At 70.6% G+C, this 22,222-nt stretch carries 21 protein-coding genes; 12 read left to right on the top strand and 9 right to left on the bottom strand.

Going from position 1 to position 22,222, the window contains the following annotated elements; all coding sequences use genetic code 11:
- Positions 1-1,146: an ABC transporter ATP-binding protein gene (locus ABD346_RS06500; RefSeq protein ID WP_344372702.1), complete on the top strand. Its 1,146-nt coding sequence runs from the start codon at positions 1-3 to the stop codon at positions 1,144-1,146.
- On the opposite strand, the gene ABD346_RS06495 is transcribed toward ABD346_RS06500, so the two are convergent.
- Positions 1,133-2,245 carry an alpha/beta hydrolase gene (locus tag ABD346_RS06495; RefSeq protein ID WP_344372699.1) on the bottom strand — a complete coding sequence of 371 codons (1,113 nt, stop codon included), beginning with the start codon at positions 2,243-2,245 and terminating at the stop codon, positions 1,133-1,135. The genes ABD346_RS06500 and ABD346_RS06495 overlap by 14 nt on opposite strands.
- 150 nt (positions 2,246-2,395) lie before the next feature.
- Here ABD346_RS06495 and ABD346_RS06490 point away from each other — a divergent pair, with 150 nt between their 5' ends.
- Entirely contained in the window at positions 2,396-4,237 is a 1,842-nt protein-coding gene (locus ABD346_RS06490) for a phosphatidylglycerol lysyltransferase domain-containing protein (protein ID WP_344372696.1), read from the top strand.
- Positions 4,238-4,407: 170 nt separating this feature from the next.
- Here ABD346_RS06490 and ABD346_RS06485 read toward each other — a convergent pair whose 3' ends face one another.
- Complete coding sequence (locus ABD346_RS06485) at positions 4,408-5,883, bottom strand: MFS transporter (RefSeq protein ID WP_344372693.1); 1,476 nt, start codon at positions 5,881-5,883, stop codon at positions 4,408-4,410.
- A gap of 130 nt (positions 5,884-6,013) precedes the next feature.
- Here ABD346_RS06485 and ABD346_RS06480 point away from each other — a divergent pair, with 130 nt between their 5' ends.
- From ABD346_RS06480 to ABD346_RS06455, 6 genes are all read left to right on the top strand, one after another.
- Positions 6,014-6,472 carry a MarR family winged helix-turn-helix transcriptional regulator gene (locus ABD346_RS06480; RefSeq protein WP_381224814.1) on the top strand — a complete coding sequence of 153 codons (459 nt, stop codon included), beginning with the start codon at positions 6,014-6,016 and terminating at the stop codon, positions 6,470-6,472.
- A 16-nt stretch (positions 6,473-6,488) separates the two neighbouring features.
- The gene (folP, locus tag ABD346_RS06475) at positions 6,489-7,349 is read left to right on the top strand and encodes a dihydropteroate synthase (RefSeq protein WP_344372690.1); all 861 of its coding nucleotides are present in this window, start codon (positions 6,489-6,491) and stop codon (positions 7,347-7,349) included.
- On the top strand, positions 7,346-7,807 hold the full coding sequence (locus ABD346_RS06470) for a nuclear transport factor 2 family protein (RefSeq protein ID WP_344372687.1): 462 nt from the start codon (positions 7,346-7,348) through the stop codon (positions 7,805-7,807). Before folP ends, ABD346_RS06470 begins: the two co-directional genes overlap by 4 nt.
- A gap of 230 nt (positions 7,808-8,037) precedes the next feature.
- Complete coding sequence (gene folB, locus ABD346_RS06465; RefSeq protein WP_053731208.1) at positions 8,038-8,397, top strand: dihydroneopterin aldolase; 360 nt, start codon at positions 8,038-8,040, stop codon at positions 8,395-8,397.
- Positions 8,394-9,008: a 2-amino-4-hydroxy-6-hydroxymethyldihydropteridine diphosphokinase gene (folK, locus tag ABD346_RS06460; RefSeq protein ID WP_344372684.1), complete on the top strand. Its 615-nt coding sequence runs from the start codon at positions 8,394-8,396 to the stop codon at positions 9,006-9,008. The genes folB and folK overlap by 4 nt, the downstream gene beginning before the upstream one ends.
- A gap of 49 nt (positions 9,009-9,057) precedes the next feature.
- Positions 9,058-9,537, top strand: a complete 480-nt coding sequence (locus ABD346_RS06455; RefSeq protein WP_344372681.1) for a DUF3180 domain-containing protein — start codon at positions 9,058-9,060, stop codon at positions 9,535-9,537.
- Between the two features lie 147 nt (positions 9,538-9,684).
- Here the strand turns inward: ABD346_RS06455 and folE are convergent, their stop codons facing one another.
- From folE to dacB, 6 genes are all read right to left on the bottom strand, one after another.
- The gene (folE, locus tag ABD346_RS06450) at positions 9,685-10,290 is read right to left on the bottom strand and encodes a GTP cyclohydrolase I FolE (protein WP_344372678.1); all 606 of its coding nucleotides are present in this window, start codon (positions 10,288-10,290) and stop codon (positions 9,685-9,687) included.
- 114 nt (positions 10,291-10,404) lie between these two features.
- On the bottom strand, positions 10,405-12,429 hold the full coding sequence (gene ftsH, locus ABD346_RS06445; protein WP_344372675.1) for an ATP-dependent zinc metalloprotease FtsH: 2,025 nt from the start codon (positions 12,427-12,429) through the stop codon (positions 10,405-10,407).
- A 203-nt stretch (positions 12,430-12,632) separates the two neighbouring features.
- Positions 12,633-13,172, bottom strand: a complete 540-nt coding sequence (gene hpt / locus ABD346_RS06440; protein ID WP_053731222.1) for a hypoxanthine phosphoribosyltransferase — start codon at positions 13,170-13,172, stop codon at positions 12,633-12,635.
- A gap of 75 nt (positions 13,173-13,247) precedes the next feature.
- Positions 13,248-14,318: a tRNA lysidine(34) synthetase TilS gene (tilS, locus tag ABD346_RS06435; protein WP_344372672.1), complete on the bottom strand. Its 1,071-nt coding sequence runs from the start codon at positions 14,316-14,318 to the stop codon at positions 13,248-13,250.
- Between the two features lie 217 nt (positions 14,319-14,535).
- Positions 14,536-15,675: a zinc-dependent metalloprotease gene (locus ABD346_RS06430; protein ID WP_344372669.1), complete on the bottom strand. Its 1,140-nt coding sequence runs from the start codon at positions 15,673-15,675 to the stop codon at positions 14,536-14,538.
- A gap of 49 nt (positions 15,676-15,724) precedes the next feature.
- Positions 15,725-17,125, bottom strand: a complete 1,401-nt coding sequence (dacB, locus tag ABD346_RS06425) for a D-alanyl-D-alanine carboxypeptidase/D-alanyl-D-alanine endopeptidase (RefSeq protein ID WP_344372666.1) — start codon at positions 17,123-17,125, stop codon at positions 15,725-15,727.
- Positions 17,126-17,258: 133 nt separating this feature from the next.
- On the opposite strand from dacB, the gene ABD346_RS06420 reads away from it, so the two are divergent.
- Positions 17,259-17,753, top strand: a complete 495-nt coding sequence (locus ABD346_RS06420; RefSeq protein WP_053731216.1) for an inorganic diphosphatase — start codon at positions 17,259-17,261, stop codon at positions 17,751-17,753.
- A gap of 128 nt (positions 17,754-17,881) precedes the next feature.
- Positions 17,882-19,531 carry a threonine/serine exporter family protein gene (locus ABD346_RS06415; protein WP_381224827.1) on the top strand — a complete coding sequence of 550 codons (1,650 nt, stop codon included), beginning with the start codon at positions 17,882-17,884 and terminating at the stop codon, positions 19,529-19,531.
- Between the two features lie 15 nt (positions 19,532-19,546).
- Here the strand turns inward: ABD346_RS06415 and ABD346_RS06410 are convergent, their stop codons facing one another.
- Entirely contained in the window at positions 19,547-20,230 is a 684-nt protein-coding gene (locus ABD346_RS06410; protein ID WP_344372660.1) for a DedA family protein, read from the bottom strand.
- A 137-nt stretch (positions 20,231-20,367) separates the two neighbouring features.
- Here ABD346_RS06410 and ABD346_RS06405 point away from each other — a divergent pair, with 137 nt between their 5' ends.
- Entirely contained in the window at positions 20,368-20,733 is a 366-nt protein-coding gene (locus tag ABD346_RS06405; RefSeq protein WP_344372658.1) for a YbjQ family protein, read from the top strand.
- 50 nt (positions 20,734-20,783) lie between these two features.
- Positions 20,784-22,214: a glutamate decarboxylase gene (gene gad / locus ABD346_RS06400; RefSeq protein ID WP_344372655.1), complete on the top strand. Its 1,431-nt coding sequence runs from the start codon at positions 20,784-20,786 to the stop codon at positions 22,212-22,214.
- Positions 22,215-22,222 lie beyond the last annotated feature (8 nt).

The raw sequence follows: 22,222 nt of genomic DNA, 5'->3' as shown, positions 1-22,222 counted from the left end.
ATGATCCGGTTCGAGCACGTCACCAAGCGGTACGCCGACGGGACCACCGCGGTGGACGACCTTTCCTTCGAGGTGGCCGAAGGTGAACTGGTCACCCTGGTCGGCCCGTCGGGATGCGGCAAGACCACGACGATGAAAATGGTCAACCGGCTCATCGAGCCGACCAGCGGGCGGATCTTCCTGGACGGCGAGGACATATCGACCGTCGACCCCGTGCAACTGCGGCGCCGTATCGGCTATGTGATCCAGCAGGTGGGTCTCTTCCCGCACAAGACGGTCCTGGAGAACACCGCGACCGTCCCGCATCTGCTCGGCGTGAAGAAGGCCGCGGCGCAGAAGCGCGCCGCCGAGCTGCTCGACCTCGTCGGGCTCGACCCGACGACGTACGGCTCGCGCTACCCGGAGCAGCTCTCCGGCGGCCAGCGCCAACGGGTCGGCGTGGCACGGGCGCTGGCGGCCGACCCGCCGGTGCTCTTGATGGACGAGCCGTTCGGCGCGGTCGACCCGGTGGTGCGCGAGCGGCTGCAGAACGAGTTCCTCAGGCTCCAGTCGCAGGTGCGCAAGACGGTCCTGTTCGTCACCCACGACATCGAGGAGGCGGTCCGCCTCGGCGACCGCATCGCCGTCTACGGGCAGGGCGCCATCGAGCAGTTCGACGCCCCCGCCGCCGTGCTCGGCGCCCCCGCCACCGAGTACGTCGCGGACTTCGTCGGCGCCGACCGGGGGCTCAAGCGCCTTTCGGTGACCCCCATCGAGGAGGGCGACCTGGAGCAGCCGCCCGTGGTGCACCTCGACGACCCGCTGCCCGCCGACATCGCGCGCTGGGCGGTCGTCCTGGACCGCGAGGACAACCTGCACGGCTGGATCTCCGCCGAGCAGGCCCGGGCCGGCAAGGGCACGGTCCGCGAGCACGCCCGGCGCATGGAGGCCTGGCTTCCGGTGGGCGCGTCCCTCAAGCAGGCCTTCGCCACGATGCTCCAGCACGACGCGGGCTGGATCGCGGTGATCGACCGCGAGGAACGGGGCCGCTTCCTCGGCGTGCTCACCCCGGCCCGGCTCCACGAGGCGCTGCGCCGCTCCATCGACGCGGACGCCCAGGCGGTACCCCGGACCGAGGTGAAGGTCGAGTCGGTCAGCTCGCGCTGAGCCGGCCGCTGATCCACTCCAGGGTCGGCGGGATCTCGCGGCGCCAGGTGTTGAAGTTGTGGCCGCCGCTGTCGAGGGTGATCGAGGAGACGCGTCCGGGCGCCTTGACCTTCTTGATGAAGGCCTGGGTCGGCTTGAAGTTCTCCTCTCCCGACAGCGAGCTCGTGACCAGGAAGGACGACTTGCCGGGCTTGAGGTGGTCGAGGCTCCACAGCAGGTTGGCGCGGTTCTCCTCGTGCTTGTTGCCGTGGAAGAGGTCGCCGGTCGTCGGGTCGTCCGCCGCCTTGTAGTACGCCGAGAGGCCGGCGCTCGCCGCGAACTGCTCGGGGTGGTGCATGCCGATCTTCAGGGCGCAGTAGCCGCCGGTCGAGTTGCCGATGAAGCCCCAGTTCTGCGGCTTGGCGCCGACCCGGTAGTTCGCGGAGATCGCGCCCGGCACGTCCTTCGCGAAGAAGGTCTCGGTCTGCGGGCCGCCCGGTATGTCCACGCACTCGGTGTCGCGCTGGCCCGCCACCGTCGGCCGCATCATGATCAGGATCATCGGCTGCATCTTCTTCTGCTTGGCCTGCGCCCAGGCCGTCTTCGGGTACCTGAGGCCCTTGAGCAGGTTCTCGGCGGTGCCCGGGTAGCCGGTCAGCACGATCGAGGCCGGGAAGGTCTTGTTCTCGTACGCCTTCTGGAAGTACTCGGGGGGCAGATAGACGTAGGCCGGGCTCGTTATCTTCGACTTCTCCCCGGCCAGCACGATCTTCTGGATCTCGCCGCCCAGCTGCGGCTTGCCGGCGCCCGGGGTGTCCGGCTTCTGCTTGGCGACGACCTGGATGTTCTTGCCGCCCGCCGAGTGGTCGACGACCTTGCCCATGTCCTGCTCCTGCCCGAACAGGTCCGCCCAGGACCCGTAGAACAGGAACGAATTGTTGGCGGCCAGACCGACCGACGCGAAGATCGCCAGCTGGGTCGCGAGCAGCAGGCCGATGCGGCCCGTCACGGCCTTCCAGCTGCGCCGCGCCAGGCGCGGCCACAACCAGATGGTGACCGCGAACAGCACCACCGCCAGGAACACGGCGAGTGCCAGGACCTTGTTGCTCGTGAGACCCATGAGTCGATGAAACTTTCTGGCTGAGATTTTCCTGAGACCGAGGGAACCCGCCCCCCTGAAGTCCCGTCCTAGAGGGCGCAAATTGTCCGGCTGGACGGTGCGGACGCCGTCCCCCGGCCAACTGAATCTCTCGCGGAGTCACGGGAAGCGATGTCTGTCAGGATAGATGGGGACAAAAACGGATCGGTTCCGACTCGTGTACGAAAGGTCCTCCGCGGGCCGCGCCCCGAGTCGGTTCCCAAGCTGGTCGGTACGGCCTGCACGATCGTGGGCCTCCTGGACGTCGCGGCCGGAGTCTTCGATCGCGTCCGGCACAGTCGGTTCCACACCGTCAGCGAGGTGCTGCCGGGCACCTTCGGCCCCTTCGCGGCGGCCGTGGCGCTCTGCGCCGGCATCCTGCTGCTGCTCCTCGCGCACGGCCTGAAGCGCCGCAAGCGGCGAGCCTGGCGGGCCGCCGTGGTGCTGCTGCCCATCGGGGCGGTGGCCCAGTTCTGGTACCGGCACTCCGTCGTCGGGGTGCTGATCTCATTGGTACTTCTCACGCTGCTCATCCGCCACCGGAGCGAGTTCACCGCGCTGCCCGACCCGCGCAGCCGCTGGAAGGCGGTGGCGAACTTCTTCCTGATGGGAGCGGGCTCGCTGGGCCTGGGCCTGGTCATCGTGAGCGTCCACCCCAACCGCACGGTCGGCAACCCGAGCATCGTGGACCGCATCCAGCACGTGATGTTCGGCCTCTTCGGCTTCGAGGGCCCGGTCGAGTACCAGGGCAGGACCAGCTGGACGGTCGGCTACTCGCTCGGCGCGCTCGGCCTGCTCACCGCGGTCACCACGATCTACCTGGCGTTCCGGCCCGAGCACCCGGCCGCCCGCCTCACCCAGGACGACGAGCACAAGCTCCGCGAGCTGCTCGCCAGGCACGGCGCCCGCGACTCGCTGGGCCACTTCGCGCTGCGCCGCGACAAGGCCGTCGTCTTCTCGCCCAGCGGCAAGGCGGCCGTCACCTACCGCGTGGTCTCCGGTGTGATGCTCGCCTCGGGCGACCCGATCGGCGACGTCGAGGCCTGGCCCGGCGCCATCGAGCGCTTCATGGACGAGGCCAAGGCGCACTCCTGGACCCCGGCGGTCGTCGGCTGCTCGGAGACCGGCGGCGAGGTCTGGACCCGCGAGACCGGGCTCGACGCCCTGGAGCTGGGCGACGAGGCGGTGGTGGACGTCGCGGATTTCTCCCTCGCCGGACGCGCCATGCGGAACGTACGCCAGATGGTCAAGCGCATCGAGCGCAATGGCTACGAAACCCGCGTACGGCGCGTTCGTGACCTGTCCGACGGGGAGCTGGAGCGCATTCGCCGGGCCGCCGAGGACTGGCGCGGCACCGACACCGAGCGCGGCTTCTCGATGGCGCTCGGCCGGATCGGCGACCCGAACGACGGCGACTGCGTGATCGCCACGGCCCACAAGGCGGACGACGAGGGCGCGGCGCCCTCCCCCTACGGCGACCTGAAGGCCATCCTGCACTTCGTGCCCTGGGGCAAGGACGGAATGTCGCTGGAGATGATGCGCCGCGACCGCTCGGCCGACCCCGGCATGAACGAGCTCCTGATCGTGGCGTCGCTCCAGGCCTGCGAGAAGATCGGCGTACGCCAGGTCTCGCTGAACTTCGCGATGTTCCGCTCGGCCCTCGCCCGCGGCGAGAAGATCGGCGCGGGTCCGGTCCTGCGGATGTGGCGCGGCCTCCTGGTCTTCCTCTCCCGCTGGTTCCAGATCGAGTCGCTGTACAAGTTCAACGCGAAGTTCCAGCCGCGGTGGGAGCCGCGCTTCATGGTCTACCGCGCCCACGCCGACCTCCCTCGCATCGGCTTCGCCGTGATGCAGGCGGAGGGCTTCGTGAACCTGGGCCTTCCGGGCCCGCTGGCCCGCCTCACGCGGGCGGCGCGACGGGAGCGGGCGTGCGCGCACGTGCCCCCGGCAGAGCGCGAGGTAAGCGCGGCGTAGCACCGCCCCCCTCCCGAACCCCGGTTCCGGGCCCCTCTGCGGGGGCTGGGGACCGGGGTTCTGCGTTGCCCCCCCCCGGGGGGCCGGGGCACCGGTGCCCCGGGCCGCCGGGTGGGGTGGCCCGGGGCGCGGGCGAGAGCCGCTGGGGCTCCGCCCCCGCCCCCGAGACCTCAGGCCCGCTCCAGCTCCGGCTCCTGTGCGTCCGCCGACGAGGCCGTCACGCGCCGCGACCGCGACCGGTCGGAGGACAGGCCCACCAGAGCCACCCCCACGACCAGCACGAACGCGATCCCGGCCAGCGCGAAGCTCAGCGTGAACTGCGATTCCGCCGGCAGCGGCGGCACCCCGGCCGGCAGGCCGGAGATCACCTTCGAGGCGAGCAGCGAGGTGATCACCGCGCTGGCGATCGCGGAGCCCACCGAGCGCGAGATCGAGTTGATCCCGTTCGCGATCCCCGTCTGGTGGTGCGGGACGCTCGCCACGATGAGCGCCGGCATCGCCGCGTACCCGAAGCTGATCGCGGCACCGATCAGCATGCCCGCGAGGATCACGGACGCCGTGGAGTCGTGCGCCCCGGTCAGCCAGGCGAAGCCGAGCACACCGAAGGCCGCACCCGCCGCGAGCGTGAAGCGCGCGCCGATCCGTCCGACCAGCTGCCCGCCCAGCGGCGCGGCGATCAGGGAGACGAGCGTGGTCGGCAGCAGGTACTCGACGGAGGCGCGGAGCACCGAGGCGGAGAAGCCGTAGCCGGTCAGCTTGTCCGGCATCTGCACCAGGTACGAGACGCCGATGAACTGCGAGAACATCGCGAAGCCGAGCAGCAGCCCGGCCAGGTTGGTGAAGAGCACCGGCCGGTGCGCGAACATCCGCATGTCCACCATGGGCTCGGCGACCTTGCGCTCGACCAGGACCCAGACCCCGGCCATCACGACGGCGCCGACGAAGAGCCCGATCGTACGGCCGGAGGACCAGCCCCACTCGTGGCCCTGCGAGATGGGCAGCAGGAGCAGCACCAGGAAGGCGGCCAGGGTGGCCGCGCCGAACCAGTCGGTGCGCCCGCCCGTCTTCGTACGGGAGGCCGGCACGACCGCGATGACCGCGATCAGGGCGACGACCGCGAGGATCACGGCGAGCCAGAACACCCGGTGGTAGTCGGGGTGCGAGCCCTGCGTGAGCAGGCCGGCGCCGACGAGCGCGAGCCCGCTGCCGAACGCGAGCGTGCCGCTGACCAGCGCCATCGCGCCGTGCAGCTTCTGCGGCGGGATCTCCTCGCGCAGTACGGAAAGGGCCAGCGGGAAGATCGCGGTGGCCGCGCCCTGGAGCACCCGGCCGATGATCAGCAGCACCAGCGAGCTGGTGGTGGCGGCGAGCACGGAGCCCGCGACCATGACGACGAGCACGCCGATCAGCGTCGGCTTCTTGCCGTGCATGTCGCCGAAGCGGCCGAGCAGCGGGGTGAAGACGGCCGCCGAGAGCAGGGTCGCGGTGGTGACCCAGCTGACGCCCGAGGTGGTGGTGCCGAGGTCGTTCTGGATGATCCCGAGGATCGGCACGACCAGGGTCTGCATCATCGAGACGACCATGGCGGCGAGGCCGAGCACCAGGACGAGCCCTGTACCGCCGCTGGGGCGTTGGTTAGTGGTCACTTTTTCTTCCGTACGGCAGGAGTAGGTACTTGAGTCGAGGAAGCTTGATTACCTCAAGCAACTTAATGAAGGTAAACATCAAAGGTTGAGGTAGTCAAGTTTCGCTCGAATCGCGGGTACAGTGGACGGCATGCCTGGAACCAGCCGCCCGACCGCCGTCAGCAACGCCACGCTCATGGACGCCATCTGGGACTCCCTGGCCGGCTTCTACGGCGACTTCACGTCGGCCGCCGCCGACGAGGGCCTCACCTCCAGCCAGGCCAAGACCCTGACCGTGCTGCGCCGGGGCCCCGCCTCCATGCGCTCGCTCGCCACCACGCTGCACTGCGACGCCTCCAACGTGACCGGGATCATCGACCGCCTGGAGGCCCGCACCCTGGTGCGACGCGAGCCCAGCCCCACCGACCGCCGCGTCAAGAACGTGGTCCTGACCGACGAGGGCATCCGCACCGTGGAGACCATCCGCACCGGCATGCTGGCCACCCACGGCGCCCTCGACGCGCTGCCCGACGCCGACCGGGTCGCCCTGCACGATCTCCTCCAGCGCCTTTTCGCCACCCCCGAGCGTGGTCCGGGAACGCCGGGCTGACGCCTACGCTTGACGTATGAGTACGTTGAACGGGCGGGGGTCCGTCGAAGGCCTGCCCGAATGGGACCGCTGCGCGGTCATGGGCGTGGTCAATGTGACGCCCGACTCCTTCTCCGACGGCGGCCGGTGGTTCGACACCTCCAACGCCGTCAAGCACGGCCTCGACCTGGTGGCCGAGGGCGCCGACCTCGTCGACGTCGGCGGCGAGTCGACCCGCCCCGGCGCCTCCCGCGTGGACGAGACCGAAGAGCTGCGCCGCGTCATCCCCGTCGTCCGGGGCCTGACCGCCGAGGGCGTCACCGTCTCCGTCGACACCATGCGCGCCCGCGTCGCCGAACAGGCGATCGCCGCCGGCGCGGTGCTGGTCAACGACGTCAGCGGCGGGCTCGCCGACCCCGCGATGATCCCCGCCGTCGCCGCCACCGGCGCCCCCTTCGTCGTCATGCACTGGCGCGGCTTCAGCCAGGACATGAACAGCCGCGCGGTGTACGAGGACGTGGTCGGCGAGGTCGTCGCGGAACTCCGCGTCCGCATGGAGGCCGTCATCGAGGGCGGCATCGCCCCCGAGCGCCTCGTCATCGACCCCGGTCTCGGCTTCGCCAAGCAGGCCGGGCACGACCTCGCCCTGGTCGCCCACCTCGCCGAGCTGCGCGCCCTTGGCCGCCCCGTCCTGGTCGCCGCCTCCCGCAAGCGGTTCCTGGGCCACGTCCTGGCGGGCGACGAGGGCGCCCCGCCGCCCGCCCGCGAGCGCGACGCGGCCACCGCCGCCGTCTCCGCCATCGCCGCCCACGAGGGCGCCTGGGCGGTCCGCGTCCACGAGGTGCGGGCCACCGCCGACGCCGTTCGCGTGGCGCGCGCCGTCGAGGGAGCCCGGTGAGCCGGCGGACCGAGAGCGAAGCGGTCGAGCGCGCCAACACCGCGTTCTACGAGACGCTGGAGCGCGGCGACTTCGACGAGCTGTCCGAGCTCTGGCTGGATGCCACCGAGGCCGGCGACACCGGGATCTCCTGCGTCCACCCGGGCTGGCCGGTGCTCTCGGGGCGCGGCGAGGTGCTCCGCTCGTACGCGCTGATCATGGCGAACACCGAGTACATCCAGTTCTTCCTGACCGATGTGAAGGTCGTCATCCTCGGTGACACCGCGCTCGTCACCTGCACCGAGAACATCCTCAGCGGCGGCCCCGCCGAGGAGAGCGGCGAGCTGGGCCCGCTCGTCGGCCAGCTCGTGGTCGCCACCAATGTGTTCCGCCGCACATCCCAGGGCTGGCAGCTCTGGTCCCACCACGGCTCGCCGGTGCTCGCCGAATCGGGCGACGAAGAGCCGGAAGGGGACTGATTCCGGGGACGATTGCGGGCCTCGCAGGACTGAATCCGGGCACGATCGGGGGCTTTGCAGGATTGAATCCGGGGCCATCGGGTAGGGGCGGCTACCAGGCCTGTCCGGTTCTGTCCATAGCCCCCGTGGGCGAGCACTGTCAGTGCCCGCAGGTAGATTCGATTGTGGGCACCGTGCCGCCCGCACGCGGCCGCATGTCCGTCTGACCAACGACAGCAGGAGTGATTCGCGTGGATCGTGTCGCGCTGCGCGGCCTCAAGGCCCGTGGGCACCATGGCGTCTTCCCCCGGGAACGCGAGGAGGGCCAGACCTTCATCGTGGACCTGGTGCTCGGCCTCGACACCCGCCTCGCGGCGGCGGACGACGACCTGGCGAAGACCGTGCACTACGGCGTGGTGGCGGAAGAAGTCGTGGACGTCGTCCAGGGCGAGCCCGTCGACCTGATCGAGACGCTCGCCGAGCGGATCGCCCAGCAGTGCCTCAAGCACGAAGGCGTCCAGGAGGTGGAGGTGGTCGTCCACAAGCCCGACGCGCCGATCACCGTCCCGTTCGACGACGTGACCATCACGATCACCCGGAGCCGAGTATGAGCGTGTCTTCGCACGGGGCCGCCCAGAGCGACCCGACCGTACAGCCGGTGCCCGCCTCCGTGGTCGAGCAGGTGGACGCGGCCGACGTGACGCTCTCCAACCCGCGCCGCGCGGTCATCGCCCTCGGCTCGAACCTGGGCAACCGCCTGGAGACGCTGCAGGGTGCCATCGACGCCCTGGAGGACACCCCCGGCCTGCGCGTCAAGGCCGTCTCGCCGGTGTACGAGACCGAGCCCTGGGGCGTCGAGGCGGGCTCCCAGCCCTCGTACTTCAACGCGGTCGTCGTCGTGAAGACCACCCTGCCGCCGGCCTCGCTCCTGGAGCGCGGCCACGCCATCGAGGAGGCCTTCGACCGGGTCCGCGACGAGCGCTGGGGCCCGCGCACCATCGACGTGGACATCGTTGCCTACGCCGACGTCGTCTCCGACGACCCGGTCCTGACCCTCCCCCACCCGCGCGCCCACCAGCGGGCCTTCGTGCTCGCCCCCTGGCACGACGTGGAGCCCGAGGCCCAGCTGCCCGGACACGGCTCGGTCGCCGACCTGCTGAGCGCCGTCGGCCGCGACGGTGTACTGCCGCGCGCCGATCTGGAACTCCGGCTGCCCGAGTAGTCGTTACGCTTCTGAGGTCGACCTCCCAAGACCCGAAGGGCACTACTCCGTGAAGCAATTGCGCCTGGGCGTGCTGGCCGGTCTGTTCGTCGTCGCCGGGGTGCTCTCCTGGGCGGCCGCCCGGCTGTGGGACTCCGTGTCCACGCTGCCGAGCGTGCCGATCGCGGCGCCCATCGTGCTCGGGGTGATCGCGGTCATCCTGCTCGCCACCGCCCTGTCCATCCGCTCCCGGCTGCGCGCCCAGCGCGAGCGCCGCCCCGAGGCCAAGGGCGTCGAGCCGCTGATGGCCGCCCGCGCGGTGGTCTTCGGCCAGGCCAGCGCGCTGGTCGCGGCCCTGGTGTGCGGGATGTACGGCGGCACGGGCGTCTATCTGCTCAGCTATCTCGACGTGCCGGCCCGCCGCGACCAGGCGATCTACGCCGGCTTCTCGGTCCTGGCCGGCATCGGAGTCGTGGCGGCCGCCCTGTTCCTGGAGCGCATCTGCAAACTCCCGGAGGACGAGGACGACAACAAGGCCCCGGCCACCTGACACTCCGTCACACAGGCTGAACGCAACGGCCCCGGCCACCTGCCGAGCAGGCGGCCGGGGCCGTTGCGCAAGATCCCTCAACAGGCAGCCCCTGTACGCGAGTCGGGCGCACAAGGCAGCAGATGACCGGCGGACGATCAGCGGATGTCAGCGAGCCATGATCAGGCTCATCGCCTCGCTGCGCGTCGCGGGGTCGCGGAGCTGGCCGCGCACCGCCGACGTCGTCGTCTTCGCGCCCGGCTTGCGGATACCGCGTACCGACATGCACATGTGCTCGGCTTCGATCACCACGATGGCCCCGCGGGCTTCGAGGATGCGCATCAGCGAATCAGCGATCTGAGTGGTCAGGCGTTCCTGCACCTGCGGGCGACGGGCGAACACATCGACAAGCCGGGCCAGCTTCGACAAACCTGTGATCTTGCCGGACTCGGCCGGGATGTAGCCGACGTGGGCCACCCCGTGGAACGGCAGCAGATGGTGCTCGCAGAGAGAAACGATCTCGATGTCCTTCACCAGGACCATCTCGTCGTGCCCCAGGTCGAACGTCGTCGTCAGCACGTCCTCGGGCTCCTGACGCAGGCCCGCCAGGATCTCCCGGTAGGCCCGCGCCACGCGCGCCGGCGTCTCCTGGAGGCCCTCGCGGTCCGGGTTCTCGCCGACTGCTATGAGGAGCTCGCGCACCGCATCCTCGGCCCGCTTCTCGTCGAACTCGCCGATCTGCGCCTCGCCGTCCAGCGTCACCGGGTCGGTCATCTGTGCCTCGTTCCTCGACTGTCGTTCATACGCGTGGCCGGAAAACACCCGCGCCCCCACAGGCTAAAACCTGGGGGGCGCGGCATGCATTCCGGGGCCGGTGCGGCCCGGTGCTCAGCTCTCGGGACGGTCCTCGGGGGCCGGGACGGCCTCCGTGGACTTGTCCATCGGCACGGAGCCGTTGTTGGCGGCGGCACCGTTGGTGAGCGCCAGCTCCTTGGGCGAGAGCACCGGCGGCCTCGTCGACGGCGTACGCCGCGAGGAGCCGGTCCAGGCCGGCCGGGCCGGGCGCTTGACGATGCCCGAGAAGACCTCGGCGATCTGCTCCTTGCCCAGCGTCTCCTTCTCCAGGAGCTGCAGGACCAGGTTGTCGAGGATGTCGCGGTTCTCGACCAGGATCTCCCAGGCCTCGTTGTGCGCCGTCTCGATGAGCTTCTTGACCTCTTCGTCGACGAGCGCCGCGACCTCTTCCGAGTAGTCGCGCTGGTGCGCCATCTCACGGCCGAGGAACGGCTCGGTGTTGTCGCCACCGAACTTGATCGCGCCCAGACGCTCGGTCATGCCGTACTGCGTGACCATCGCGCGGGCGGTGGCCGTGGCCTTCTCGATGTCGTTGGCCGCGCCCGTCGTCGGGTCGTGGAAGACGAGCTCCTCGGCCGCGCGCCCGCCCAGCATGTACGCCAGCTGGTCGAGCATCTCGTTGCGCGTGGTCGAGTACTTGTCCTCGTCCGGCAGGACCATGGTGTAACCCAGGGCCCGGCCGCGCGACAGGATCGTGATCTTGTGGACCGGGTCCGAGTTGGGGGAGGCCGCGGCGACCAGGGCGTGACCGCCCTCGTGGTACGCGGTGATCTTCTTTTCCTTCTCGGACATGATCCGCGTCCGCTTCTGCGGACCCGCCACGACGCGGTCGATCGCCTCGTCGAGCGCGTTGTTGTCGACCAGCTTCCGGTCGCTGCGCGCCGTCAGGAGCGCCGCTTCGTTCAGCACGTTCGCCAGGTCCGCGCCGGTGAAGCCCGGGGTGCGCCGCGCGACGGCCGACAGGTCGACGTCCGGAGCGACCGGCTTGCCCTTCTGGTGGACCTTGAGGATCTCCAGACGGCCCTGCATGTCCGGGCGGTCGACCGCGATCTGGCGGTCGAAACGGCCGGGGCGCAGCAGCGCCGGGTCGAGGATGTCGGGCCGGTTCGTGGCGGCGATCAGGATGACGCCGCCCTTCACGTCGAAGCCGTCCATCTCGACGAGCAGCTGGTTGAGGGTCTGCTCGCGCTCGTCGTGACCGCCGCCGAGGCCTGCGCCACGGTGCCGGCCCACGGCGTCGATCTCGTCGACGAAGACGATCGCCGGGGCGTTCGCCTTGGCCTGCTCGAAGAGGTCGCGGACACGCGAGGCGCCGACACCGACGAACATCTCGACGAAGTCGGAGCCGGAGATCGAGTAGAACGGGACACCGGCCTCACCCGCGACCGCACGGGCGAGCAGCGTCTTGCCCGTACCGGGCGGGCCGTACAGCAGCACGCCCTTGGGGATCTTGGCGCCGACGGCCTGGAACTTCGCCGGCTCCTGGAGGAACTCCTTGATCTCGTGGAGCTCCTCGACGGCCTCGTCGGACCCCGCCACGTCGGCGAAGGTCGTCTTCGGGGTGTCCTTGGTGATGAGCTTGGCCTTGGACTTCCCGAAGTTCATGACTCGGGAGCCGCCGCCCTGCATCTGGTTCATCAGGAACAGGAAGACCACGACGATGAGGACGAAGGGGAGCAGGGACAGCAGGATCCCGAGGAACGGGTTCTGCTTGTCGGGCGAGACGGTGTATCCCTTCGGGATGTCACCGCCCTTCACGCCGGTCTGCAGCTGGGTGGCCATGTCGGTCGCCTGGGCGTCGCCGATGTAGTTGGCCTGAACCTTGCTGCTGCCCTTGACCTTCTGGCCGTCCTTCAGGTCGATCTTGATGACCTGGCTGTCACCAGTGGTGATCTTGGCCTGTTCGACCTGCTTGTTGTTGATCGCCTGAACGACATCGGATGTGTCGACCGTCTTGTAGCCGCCCGACGAGCCGACGACCTGCATCAACACGACCACGGCGAGGACGGCCAGCACGATCCACATGACCGGCCCACGGAAGTATCGCTTCACGTCCATCCATACGGAGCGAGAACGCCCCGTCCCTCCTGCCCGTAGGTAAATGCTGCTGTGAGTATGACTAAGACTGTGTGTAAAGACTGTTCTTCGGACGGTACCCCAGCATTGTCACCCGTGGTCGCACGGTACGGCTGACAAAGGGCCCCTTCCCCTGCTCCAACGGCGGGAGGAGGGCTGTGGTTCCCCGAACGGGCCGGGTTGCGTCAGCCGCCGTACACGTGTGGCGCGAGCGTCCCGACAAAGGGGAGATTGCGGTACTTCTCGGCATAGTCGAGGCCGTACCCCACGACGAATTCATTGGGAATGTCGAAGCCGATCCACTTCACGTCGATCGCGACCTTTGCGGCATCCGGCTTACGGAGCAGCGTGCAGACCTCGAGGGAGGCGGGCTCGCGAGATCCGAGGTTGGAAAGGAGCCACGACAGGGTCAGGCCCGAGTCGATGATGTCTTCGACGATCAGGACGTGCTTGCCCTTGATGTCGGTGTCGAGGTCCTTGAGGATCCGCACGACGCCGGAGGACTGGGTGCCCGCACCGTACGAGGAGACGGCCATCCAGTCCATGGTGACCGGGGTGGACAGCGCGCGGGCCAGATCCGCCATGACCATGACGGCGCCCTTGAGGACTCCGACGATGAGCAGGTCCTTGCCCGCGTACTCCGCGTCGATCTTCCCGGCCAGCTCCGCCAGCTTCGCGTCGATCTCTTCCTTGGTGATGAGCACCGACTGGAGGTCGGTGCCCATGTCCTTCTCGTTCACCCGGGCCGCTTTCTTGGGGGGTTCTGTTGTCCGTACGCGAGCCGAGTGACGTGCGTGGTCTCAGCTCTGCCGAATGACCAGTCTGCCACCCTGGCGACGAGCCACGACGCGGCCGGGGAGATTGATGGCCCGCTGGCCGCGCCAGCTGGTGATCAGCTTGTCGACCTCCTCCACATGACGGGCGAAGAGCGAACCGGCGGGCGCGCCCGCCTCGATGACCTCCCGGCGCACGATGCGGCGGCGCACGGCGGGCGGCAGCGCGTAGAGCTTCGCGCATTCGAGCAGCCCCGCGTCGTCCCGTACGGTCGCGTCCGCCTGGAGGGCCCAGGCGTCCAGGGCGTCGGCGTCGTCACGGGAGAGCTGGGCGGTGCGGGCGAGCGCCTCGACGACGCCCTTGCCCAGCGCCTTCTCCAGGGCGGGCAGGCCCTCCTGGCGCAGCCGGGAGCGGGTGTAGGCGGGGTCGGCGTTGTGCGGGTCGTCCCAGACGGGCAGCGCCTGCACCATGCAGGCCTTGCGGGCGGTCTGGCGGTCGATCTCGAGGAAGGGGCGCCGGTAGCGGCCCGCCGCCCCCGAGACGGCGGCCATGCCGGACAGGGAGCGGGTGCCGGAGCCGCGGGCGAGGCCGAGCAGCACGGTCTCGGCCTGGTCGTCGCGGGTGTGGCCGAGCAGGATCGCGGCGGCGCCGTGGCGTACGGCTGCGGCGTCCAGGGCGGCATAGCGGGCGTCCCGGGCGGCGGCCTCGGGGCCTCCCTCGCGGCCCACGTGGACGGCGACGGCCTCGGCGGGCTCCAGGCCCAGGCCCGTCATGCGGGACACGACCTCGGCGGCCCGAAGGTCGGAGCCGTGCTGCAGGCCGTGGTCGACGGTGATGCCGCCGGCACGCAGCGAGAGCTTGCGGGATTCGAAGGCGAGGGCGGAGGCGAGCGCCATGGAGTCGGCGCCGCCGGAGCAGGCCACGAGCACGAGGGGCGCGGGCGGCGCGGTGAGCAGGCCGGTCCCGGAACCGGCACAGGCTCCCGCGCTCACGGCGGCAGCGGCGCTCTCATGGTCGCGGGAGTGTTCGTTCAGTACGTCGTGGAGTACGCGGCGAACCGCCAGGCGTATCGCTGCGACCGCAGGATGGGGACCCATGTCCGGTGCCCTTCGGTGTTGGGGGGTGCCTCTGGTGCGGAGAGGAAGCGGGGGGAATCAGAGGGAGCGGGGGAGCAGGAGGGACGTTCAGTCACACAGAGTGCGTAGATGGTGACAGAACAGAGCCGTTACCCGAGCATTGCACGCCTACCCATGCCTCACGGTCCCTCGGATGGGTGATTCCCGCGTTGACACCCGCCTACCGGCGGCTTTTCGCTCAGGACTCCGCCTTGCGGTGCACGCGCGCGACCCAGTCCGCCGGGTTGGCGATCTCGGCCTTGGTGGGGAGCGTGTTCGGCGATGTCCACACCCGATTGAAGCCGTCCATGCCGACCTCGTCCACCACGGCCCGCACGAAGCGCTCGCCGTCGCGGTACTGGCGCAGCTTGGCGTCGAGGCCGAGCAGCTTGCGCAGCGCCATGTCGAGCCGGGAGGCCCCCTTGGCCCTGCGCTCCTTGAACTTCTCGCGGATCTCGGTCACCGAGGGCACGACCTGCGGCCCGACTCCGTCCATGACGTAGTCCGCGTGGCCTTCGAGCAGCGACATGACGGCGGTGAGCCGGCCGAGGATCTCGCGCTGGGCCGGGGTCTGCACCAGCTCCACGAGCGAGCGCCCCTCCTCGCCCTCCTCGCCCTCGGGACGGCCCCCGGCCAGCGACTGGGCGGCCTCGCGCAGCCGCTCCAGGACCGTCATCGGGTCGACCTCGGTCTCGCCGAGGAATGACTGGATCTCGCCCTCCAGGTGGTCGCGCAGCCAGGGCACGGCCGTGAACTGGGTGCGGTGGGTCTCCTCGTGGAGGCACACCCAGAGCCGGAAGTCGTGCGGGGCGACGTCGAGTTCGCGCTCGACGTGCACGATGTTGGGCGCCACGAGGAGCAGCCGGCCCCCGCCGCCGGGCGCCGCCGGGAGGTCGCGGGTCGCGGGCGCGAACGTCTCGTACTGGCCGAGGACCCGCGAGGACAGGAAGCTCAGGAGCATGCCCAGCTCGACGCCGGTGACCTTGCCGCCGACCGCGCCGAGCACGGCCCCGCCGGGCATGTTCCCGCGCCGTTCCTGCATCTTGTCGAGGAGCGGGCGCAGGACCTCGCGGAAGCCCGCGACGTTGGCCCGCACCCAGCCGGCCCGGTCGACGACCAGGACCGGGGTGTCCTCGGGCTCGGCGCCCTCCGGGATCATCCGGGTGAACGCCCGTACGTGCTCCTCGGCGGCCTTGGCGTGCCGGCGGAGCTCGGCGACGATCTCGCGTGCCTCGTCGCGGCTCACGTCGGGGCCCGGCCGCACCAGTCGGGTCGCGGTCGCGACCGCGAGGTTCCAGTCGACCATCCCAGAGGTACCTGCACCGCCGATGCCAGTCATGCGTCAACCGTACGTTGTCGGCCCCTGAAGGGAACCCGGTTGGCGCCGCTCAGTGCGCCGTGAGCCGGGTGGCGAGCCGGTCGAGCGCCTTCTGTACGGGGGCCGGGTCGGCGCCCGGCGTGCCCGTCGACAGGAACGCGAACGCGAGGAGGTGGCCGCTCGCGTCCACGACCGTCCCGGCCAGGGTGTTGACCCCCGCGCCGCTGAGCGTGCCGGTCTTCGCGCGGACCAGGCCGGTCGCCGCGGAGGCGGTGTCGTAACGGCCGCTGAGGGTGCCGGTGAAGCCGGCGACGGGCAGGCCGGTCAGGATCGGGCGCAGCTCGGGCCGGGCAGGGTCGGCGGCCTTGGCGAGCAGCCGGGTGAGCAGGTCCGGGGTCACCTTGTCGACCCGGTTCAGGCCGCTGCCGTCCGCGAACACGGCCCCGTTCAAGGGGAGCTGGAGTCTGGCGAGCTGCGCGGGCACGGCCTCGGCGCCGCCGTCGAAGCTCGCGGGCCTGCCGGTGGCGATCGCGGTCGCGCGGTTCAGGGCCTCGGCGATGTCGTTGTCGCTGTTGGTCAGCATCCGCTCGACGATCTCGGGCAGCGGCGCGGACAGCGTGCTCGCCACCGGCTTGGCACCGGCGGGCGCGGCGGCGGACGCCGGACCGTCCACCTGCACCCCGCGGGCCCGCAGCAGCTCGGCGAAGGCCCGCGCGGTGTCGCCCGCCGGATCGGAGGTGCGCGCCGCGGGCCCGCTGTCGGAGCTGTCCGTACGCCCCTCGTCGGTCATCAGCGCGACGACCGGCGCGAGGTTCTCGTTCGGCCCGATCGGATGCACCTCGGGGCCGCTGAACAGCGAGGTGTCGTACGCCAGTTGTACGGTGCCGAGCGAGCGCGCCCGCAGCGCGCGGGCCGTGTCGTCGGCCAGGGCGGCCAGGCGCGCCTTGTCCAGGGTGGGGTCGCCGCCGCCGACCAGGGTGAGCGCGGCGGAGCCGGGCGGGGCCACCACCCTGGTCGCGAAGCGGTGGTCGGCCGGGAGCGCGCTGAGCACAGCGGTCGCGGTGGCGATCTTCACGGTGGACGCCGGCGTCATGGCCGCGTCCGCCCGGACGGCGTACAGCACCCGCCCGGTGGCCGTGTCCAGGACCGAGGCCGCCGGGTTCTGCCCGAGCGCCGGGTCGGCGAGCAGCCGGCCCAGGTCGGAAGGAAGGGCCGCCTGGACGGGGGCCGCGGCCGGGGCGCCGAGGGCCGCGAGCACGCTGGGCGCACTCGGCGCCGGAGCCGGAAGTTCCGGATCCTTGGGGGGCCCGTGATGTGCGCCACCCCGGCCGGCCCACGATGCGGCCCGGTCACGCTCGGCCGTACGCTGGCCTGAGTCCCACGGTCCGGCGAGGGCCACGGCCCCGGCCGAAAGTGCCAGGCCGACCGCCGCCGCACCCGCTGTGAGCTGCCATGTCTTGGGTCCCGGCACCGAGGACCAGCCCCTTTCGCGATCACACACCTGCGTGAGGGACACTTAATCACCAGAACTGCGTCCTGCCGCGAACATGGCATCGACGCAGCACCCGTCCGATGCATGTGCTGATCATGGAGGAGAGCCACCCGTGGAGTTCGACGTCACCATCGAGATCCCGAAGGGGTCGCGGAACAAGTACGAGGTCGACCACGAGACCGGCCGGATCCGCCTGGACCGTCGACTCTTCACCTCGACCAGCTACCCGGCCGACTACGGCTTCGTCGAGGACACCCTCGGCGAGGACGGCGACCCGCTGGACGCGCTGGTCCTGCTGGACGAGCCGACGTTCCCCGGCTGCGTCATCAAGTGCCGCGCGATCGGCATGTTCCGGATGACCGACGAGGCCGGCGGCGACGACAAGCTGCTGTGCGTCCCGGCGTCCGACCCGCGCGTGGAGCACCTGCGCGACATCCACCACGTCTCCGAGTTCGACCGCCTGGAGATCCAGCACTTCTTCGAGGTCTACAAGGACCTGGAGCCCGGCAAGTCCGTCGAGGGCGCCAACTGGGTCGGCCGCGTCGAGGCCGAGGCCGAGGTCGAGGCCTCCTACAAGCGCCTCGAGGCGCAGGGCGGCGCGCACTGACGCGCGCTCCTCCGTGAACAGCGGGCGGTGCACCTTCACGGTGCGCCGCCCGCTGTCGTATCGGCTCATGACCGACCACATACTGGGCACACGCACCCAAGCGGCCGGAGGGAGGCACGGGACCAGTGGTGGCCGAGCAGCACGACGCGGTGGACGACCGCAAGCCGCAGTCCGACGAGGCACGCAGCGCCTTCGCGCCCCCCGAGGGCGTGGAGCAGCCGCAGGTGCCCGAAGAGGAATCGCCCACCTCCGAGTTCGCGCTGCCCGCGGGGCTCGCCGCCCCGGTCGTGGAGGCGCCCGCCGACCAGCCGGCCTCCGCGTTCGCCACACCGAGCGCCTACAGCGCCCGTGACACCCCGAACGCCCTGATCACCACGGCGGGCCTGCCCCTGGTGCGGCTGTCCAAGGACGCGCCCTGGCAGGACCGGATGCGCACCATGCTGCGGATGCCGGTGGGCGACCGGCCGGTGGCCGAGCCGATCCAGAAGCACGACGACACCGGCCCCGCCGTGCCCCGCGTGCTCGACCTGACGCTGCGTATCGGCGAGCTGCTGCTCTCCGGCGGCGAGGGCGCCGAGGACGTCGAGGCCGCGATGTTCGCGATCTGCCGCAGCTACGGCCTGGACCGCTGCGAGCCGACGGTCACCTTCACCATGCTGGCCATCACGCATCAGCCGTCCCTGGTGGACGACCCGGTGACCGCCAACCGCACGGTGCGCCGCCGCGGCACCGACTACACGCGCCTGGCGGCGGTGCACCGGCTCGTCACGGACATGACCACCGAGGAGCACGAGGTCTCCCTGGAGGAGGCCTACCGGCGCCTCGCCGAGATACGGCGAAACCGCCACCCCTACCCGGGCTGGGTCCTGACCACCGCCTGCGGCCTGCTGGCCGGAGCGGCCTCCGTGCTGCTCGGCGGCGGCGTCGCGGTGTTCCTGGTGGCGGCGGTCGGCGCGGTCCTGGGCGACCGGCTCGCCTGGCTGTGCGCGGCGCGCGGGCTGCCGGAGTTCTACCAGTTCGTGGTGGCCGCGATGCCGCCCGCCGCGATGGGCGTCGCGCTCAGCCTGCTCCAGTGGGACCTCAGTCCGTCCGCGGTGATCACCGGTGGCCTGTTCGCGCTGATCCCCGGGCGGGCCCTGGTGGCGGCCGTCCAGGACGGCCTGACCGGCTTCTACGTCACCGCCTCCGCGCGGCTGCTCGAAGTCGGGTACTTCTTCGTCGCGATCGTCGCCGGCGTCCTGACCGTGCTGTACGGCGGGCTCCAGATCCACGCCCAGCTCAACCCGGAGGGCACGTTCAAGCCCATCGACCGCCCGGTCGTCCAGATCCTGGCGTCGTTCGTGCTCTGCCTGACCTTCGCGGTCCTGCTCCAGCAGGATCGTTCCACCGTGCTGATCGTGGCCGCCAACGGCGCGGTCGCCTGGGTCATCTACGCCGCGATCGCAGTCACCGCGAAGGGTTCGCCGATCATGGCGACGGCGGTCGCGGCCGGCCTCGTCGGCCTCTTCGGCCAGCTGCTCTCGCGGTACTGGAACACCTCGGCACTGCTGTACGTCACCGCCGCGATCGGCCCGCTGCTGCCCGGTAGCGCCATGTACTTCGGGGTCCTCTCGATCGCCCAGAAGCACACGGACCAGGGCATCGCCTCGCTCGCCAAGGCGGCGGCGCTGGCCCTGGCCATCGCGATCGGCGTGAACCTGGGCAACGAGATCGCCCGCCTGTTCCTGCGGGCCCCGGGCGCGGGCCGCGCGGCAGCGAAGCGCACGCGCGGGTTCTAGGCTCCCGGAGCGGGGTCAGCGCTTGGCGTGGCGACCGCCGCGCGGCGGCGCCTGGCCGTCTGCCGCCTGCGGGTTCTTCTTCGCCTTGGAGCGGGCCCGCAGGAACTCGATGGCGATCGGGACGACCGAGACCAGCACGATCGCGACCAGGATCAGCTCGATGTGCTTGTGGACGAAGTCGACGTTGCCCAGGGCCGCGCCGAGCAGCGTGACGCCCGCGCCCCACAGGGTGCCGCCGATGACGTTGAACGTGACGAACGAGCGGTAGTTCATGCCGCTGACGCCCGCGATGATCGGCGTGAAGGTGCGCACGATCGGCACGAAGCGGGCGAGGACCAGCGACTTCGGGCCGTACTTCTCGAAGAATTCGTGGGCCTTCTCGACGTTCTCCTGCTTGAAGAGCTTGGAGTCGGGCCGGCTGAAGAGGGACGGCCCCACCTTCTTGCCGAAGAGGTAACCCACCTGGTCACCGAGAACCGCGGCGAGCACGACAAGGACACACACCAGCCACAGCGGGGTGTCCAGCTTGCCGGTGGTGACCAGGAGACCCGTGGTGAACAGGAGCGAGTCGCCCGGCAGGAAGAAGCCGATCAGCAGCCCCGACTCGGCGAACACGATGATCAGCAGGCCGGCCAGGCCGAAGGTCTGGAGCAGATAGTCGGGGTCCAGCCAGCTCGGCCCGAGGGCAAGGGAAGTCACGGGTACCGGGCTCCTGGGTGTGGGTATCGGGCGGGCTGTCTGCCGTCGGCAGCCAAAGTTATCAACGTAACGCGCGAACCCGTGGTTCCAGGGGCAGGCTGGGTAGGGCCGACAAGGGCTACCGAAGGGGAAACCACATGGGCATCGAGGACTACGGCGGCGGACAGGGCCCGCAGTCGGACGTACTGGTGGTGACCACCAACGACGTACCCGGCCACACCGTGCAACAGGTCATCGGGGAGGTCTTCGGCCTCACCGTCCGTTCCCGGCACCTGGGCAGCCAGATCGGCGCCGGCCTCAAGTCCATGATCGGCGGCGAGCTGAAGGGCCTGACCAAGACGCTGGTCGAGACGCGGAACCAGGCGATGGAACGGCTCGTGGCGCAGGCGAAGGCACGCGGCGCGAACGCGGTCCTGATGATGCGGTTCGACGTGACCGAGGCGGCGGACGTGGGTACGGAGGTCTGCGCGTACGGAACCGCGGTGGTCCTGACCCGTAACTGAGCACGCTCCACCGCATCAACTCCCCTCCCCCGAAAGGACGTTGACAGTTCATGGCACTGCACCGCGGCGGCAGCGAGAAGGAGCACACCGACGAGAAGGAGTACGGACGGCTCGCGCTGAACCCCTTCTACGGGGAGGCCGACCCGGTCGGCTCGATGACCTCCGCGCCGCCGCGGCACCGGCTCCCCGACCGGCCGATGGCCCCGTCGACCGCGTACCAGCTGGTCCACGACGAGCTGATGCTCGACGGGAACGCCCGGCTCAACCTGGCGACGTTCGTCACCACCTGGATGGAGCCGCAGGCCGGGGTGCTGATGGCGGAGTGCCGGGACAAGAACATGATCGACAAGGACGAGTACCCGCGCACCGCCGAGCTGGAGCGGCGGTGCGTGGCCATGCTCGCGGACCTGTGGCACGCGCCGGACCCGAACACGGCGGTCGGCTGCTCGACGACGGGGTCGAGCGAGGCGTGCATGCTGGCGGGGATGGCGCTCAAGCGGCGCTGGGCGCAGAAGAACGCCGACCGCTACCCCTCGCGCGAGGCCCGCCCGAACCTCGTCATGGGCGTGAACGTGCAGGTGTGCTGGGAGAAATTCTGCAACTTCTGGGAGGTCGAGGCGCGGCAGGTCCCCATGGAGGGCAACCGCTTCCACCTCGACCCCGGGGCCGCGGCCGCGCTCTGCGACGAAAACACGATCGGCGTCGTCGGGGTGCTCGGCTCGACCTTCGACGGGTCGTACGAGCCGATCGGCGCGCTGTGCGCGGCGCTCGACGATGTGCAGGAGCGTACGGGTCTGGACATCCCGGTGCACGTCGACGGGGCGTCCGGGGCGATGGTCGCGCCCTTCGTCGACGAGGACCTGGTGTGGGACTTCCGGCTGCCCCGGGTGTCCTCGATCAACACCTCCGGGCACAAGTACGGGCTCGTCTACCCGGGGGTGGGCTGGGCGCTGTGGCGCACGGCGGCGGAGCTGCCCGAGGAACTGGTCTTCCGGGTGAACTACCTCGGCGGCGACATGCCGACCTTCGCGCTCAACTTCTCCCGGCCGGGGGCGCAGGTGGTGGCGCAGTACTACACGTTCCTGCGGCTCGGGCGCGAGGGCTACCGGGCGGTGCAGCAGACCACGCGGGACGTCGCGCGGACGCTCGCGGAACGGATCGAGGCGCTCGGGGACTTCCGGCTCCTCACGCGCGGCAACGAGTTGCCCGTGTTCGCCTTCACGACGGCGCCGGAGGTGCACCGGTACGACGTGTTCGACGTGTCGCGGCGTCTTCGCGAGCGGGGCTGGCTGGTGCCGGCGTACACCTTCCCGGCGAACCGGGAGGACCTGTCGGTGCTGAGGGTGGTGTGCCGCAACGGGTTCTCCTCGGACCTGGGGGCGCTGCTCCTCGAGGACCTGGGCCGGTTGCTGCCGGAACTCCGTCGGCAGCCCGGCCCACTGGGCCGGGACGAATCAGTGGCGACAGCCTTCCACCACTAGGGCCTGGG

The organism is Streptomyces mauvecolor (genome assembly GCF_039532965.1).
Classification (GTDB): Bacteria; Actinomycetota; Actinomycetes; order Streptomycetales; family Streptomycetaceae; genus Streptomyces; species Streptomyces violascens.
The sequence above is the reverse complement of the archived record's forward strand: the minus strand, read 5'-3'. Positions and strand labels throughout refer to the sequence as shown.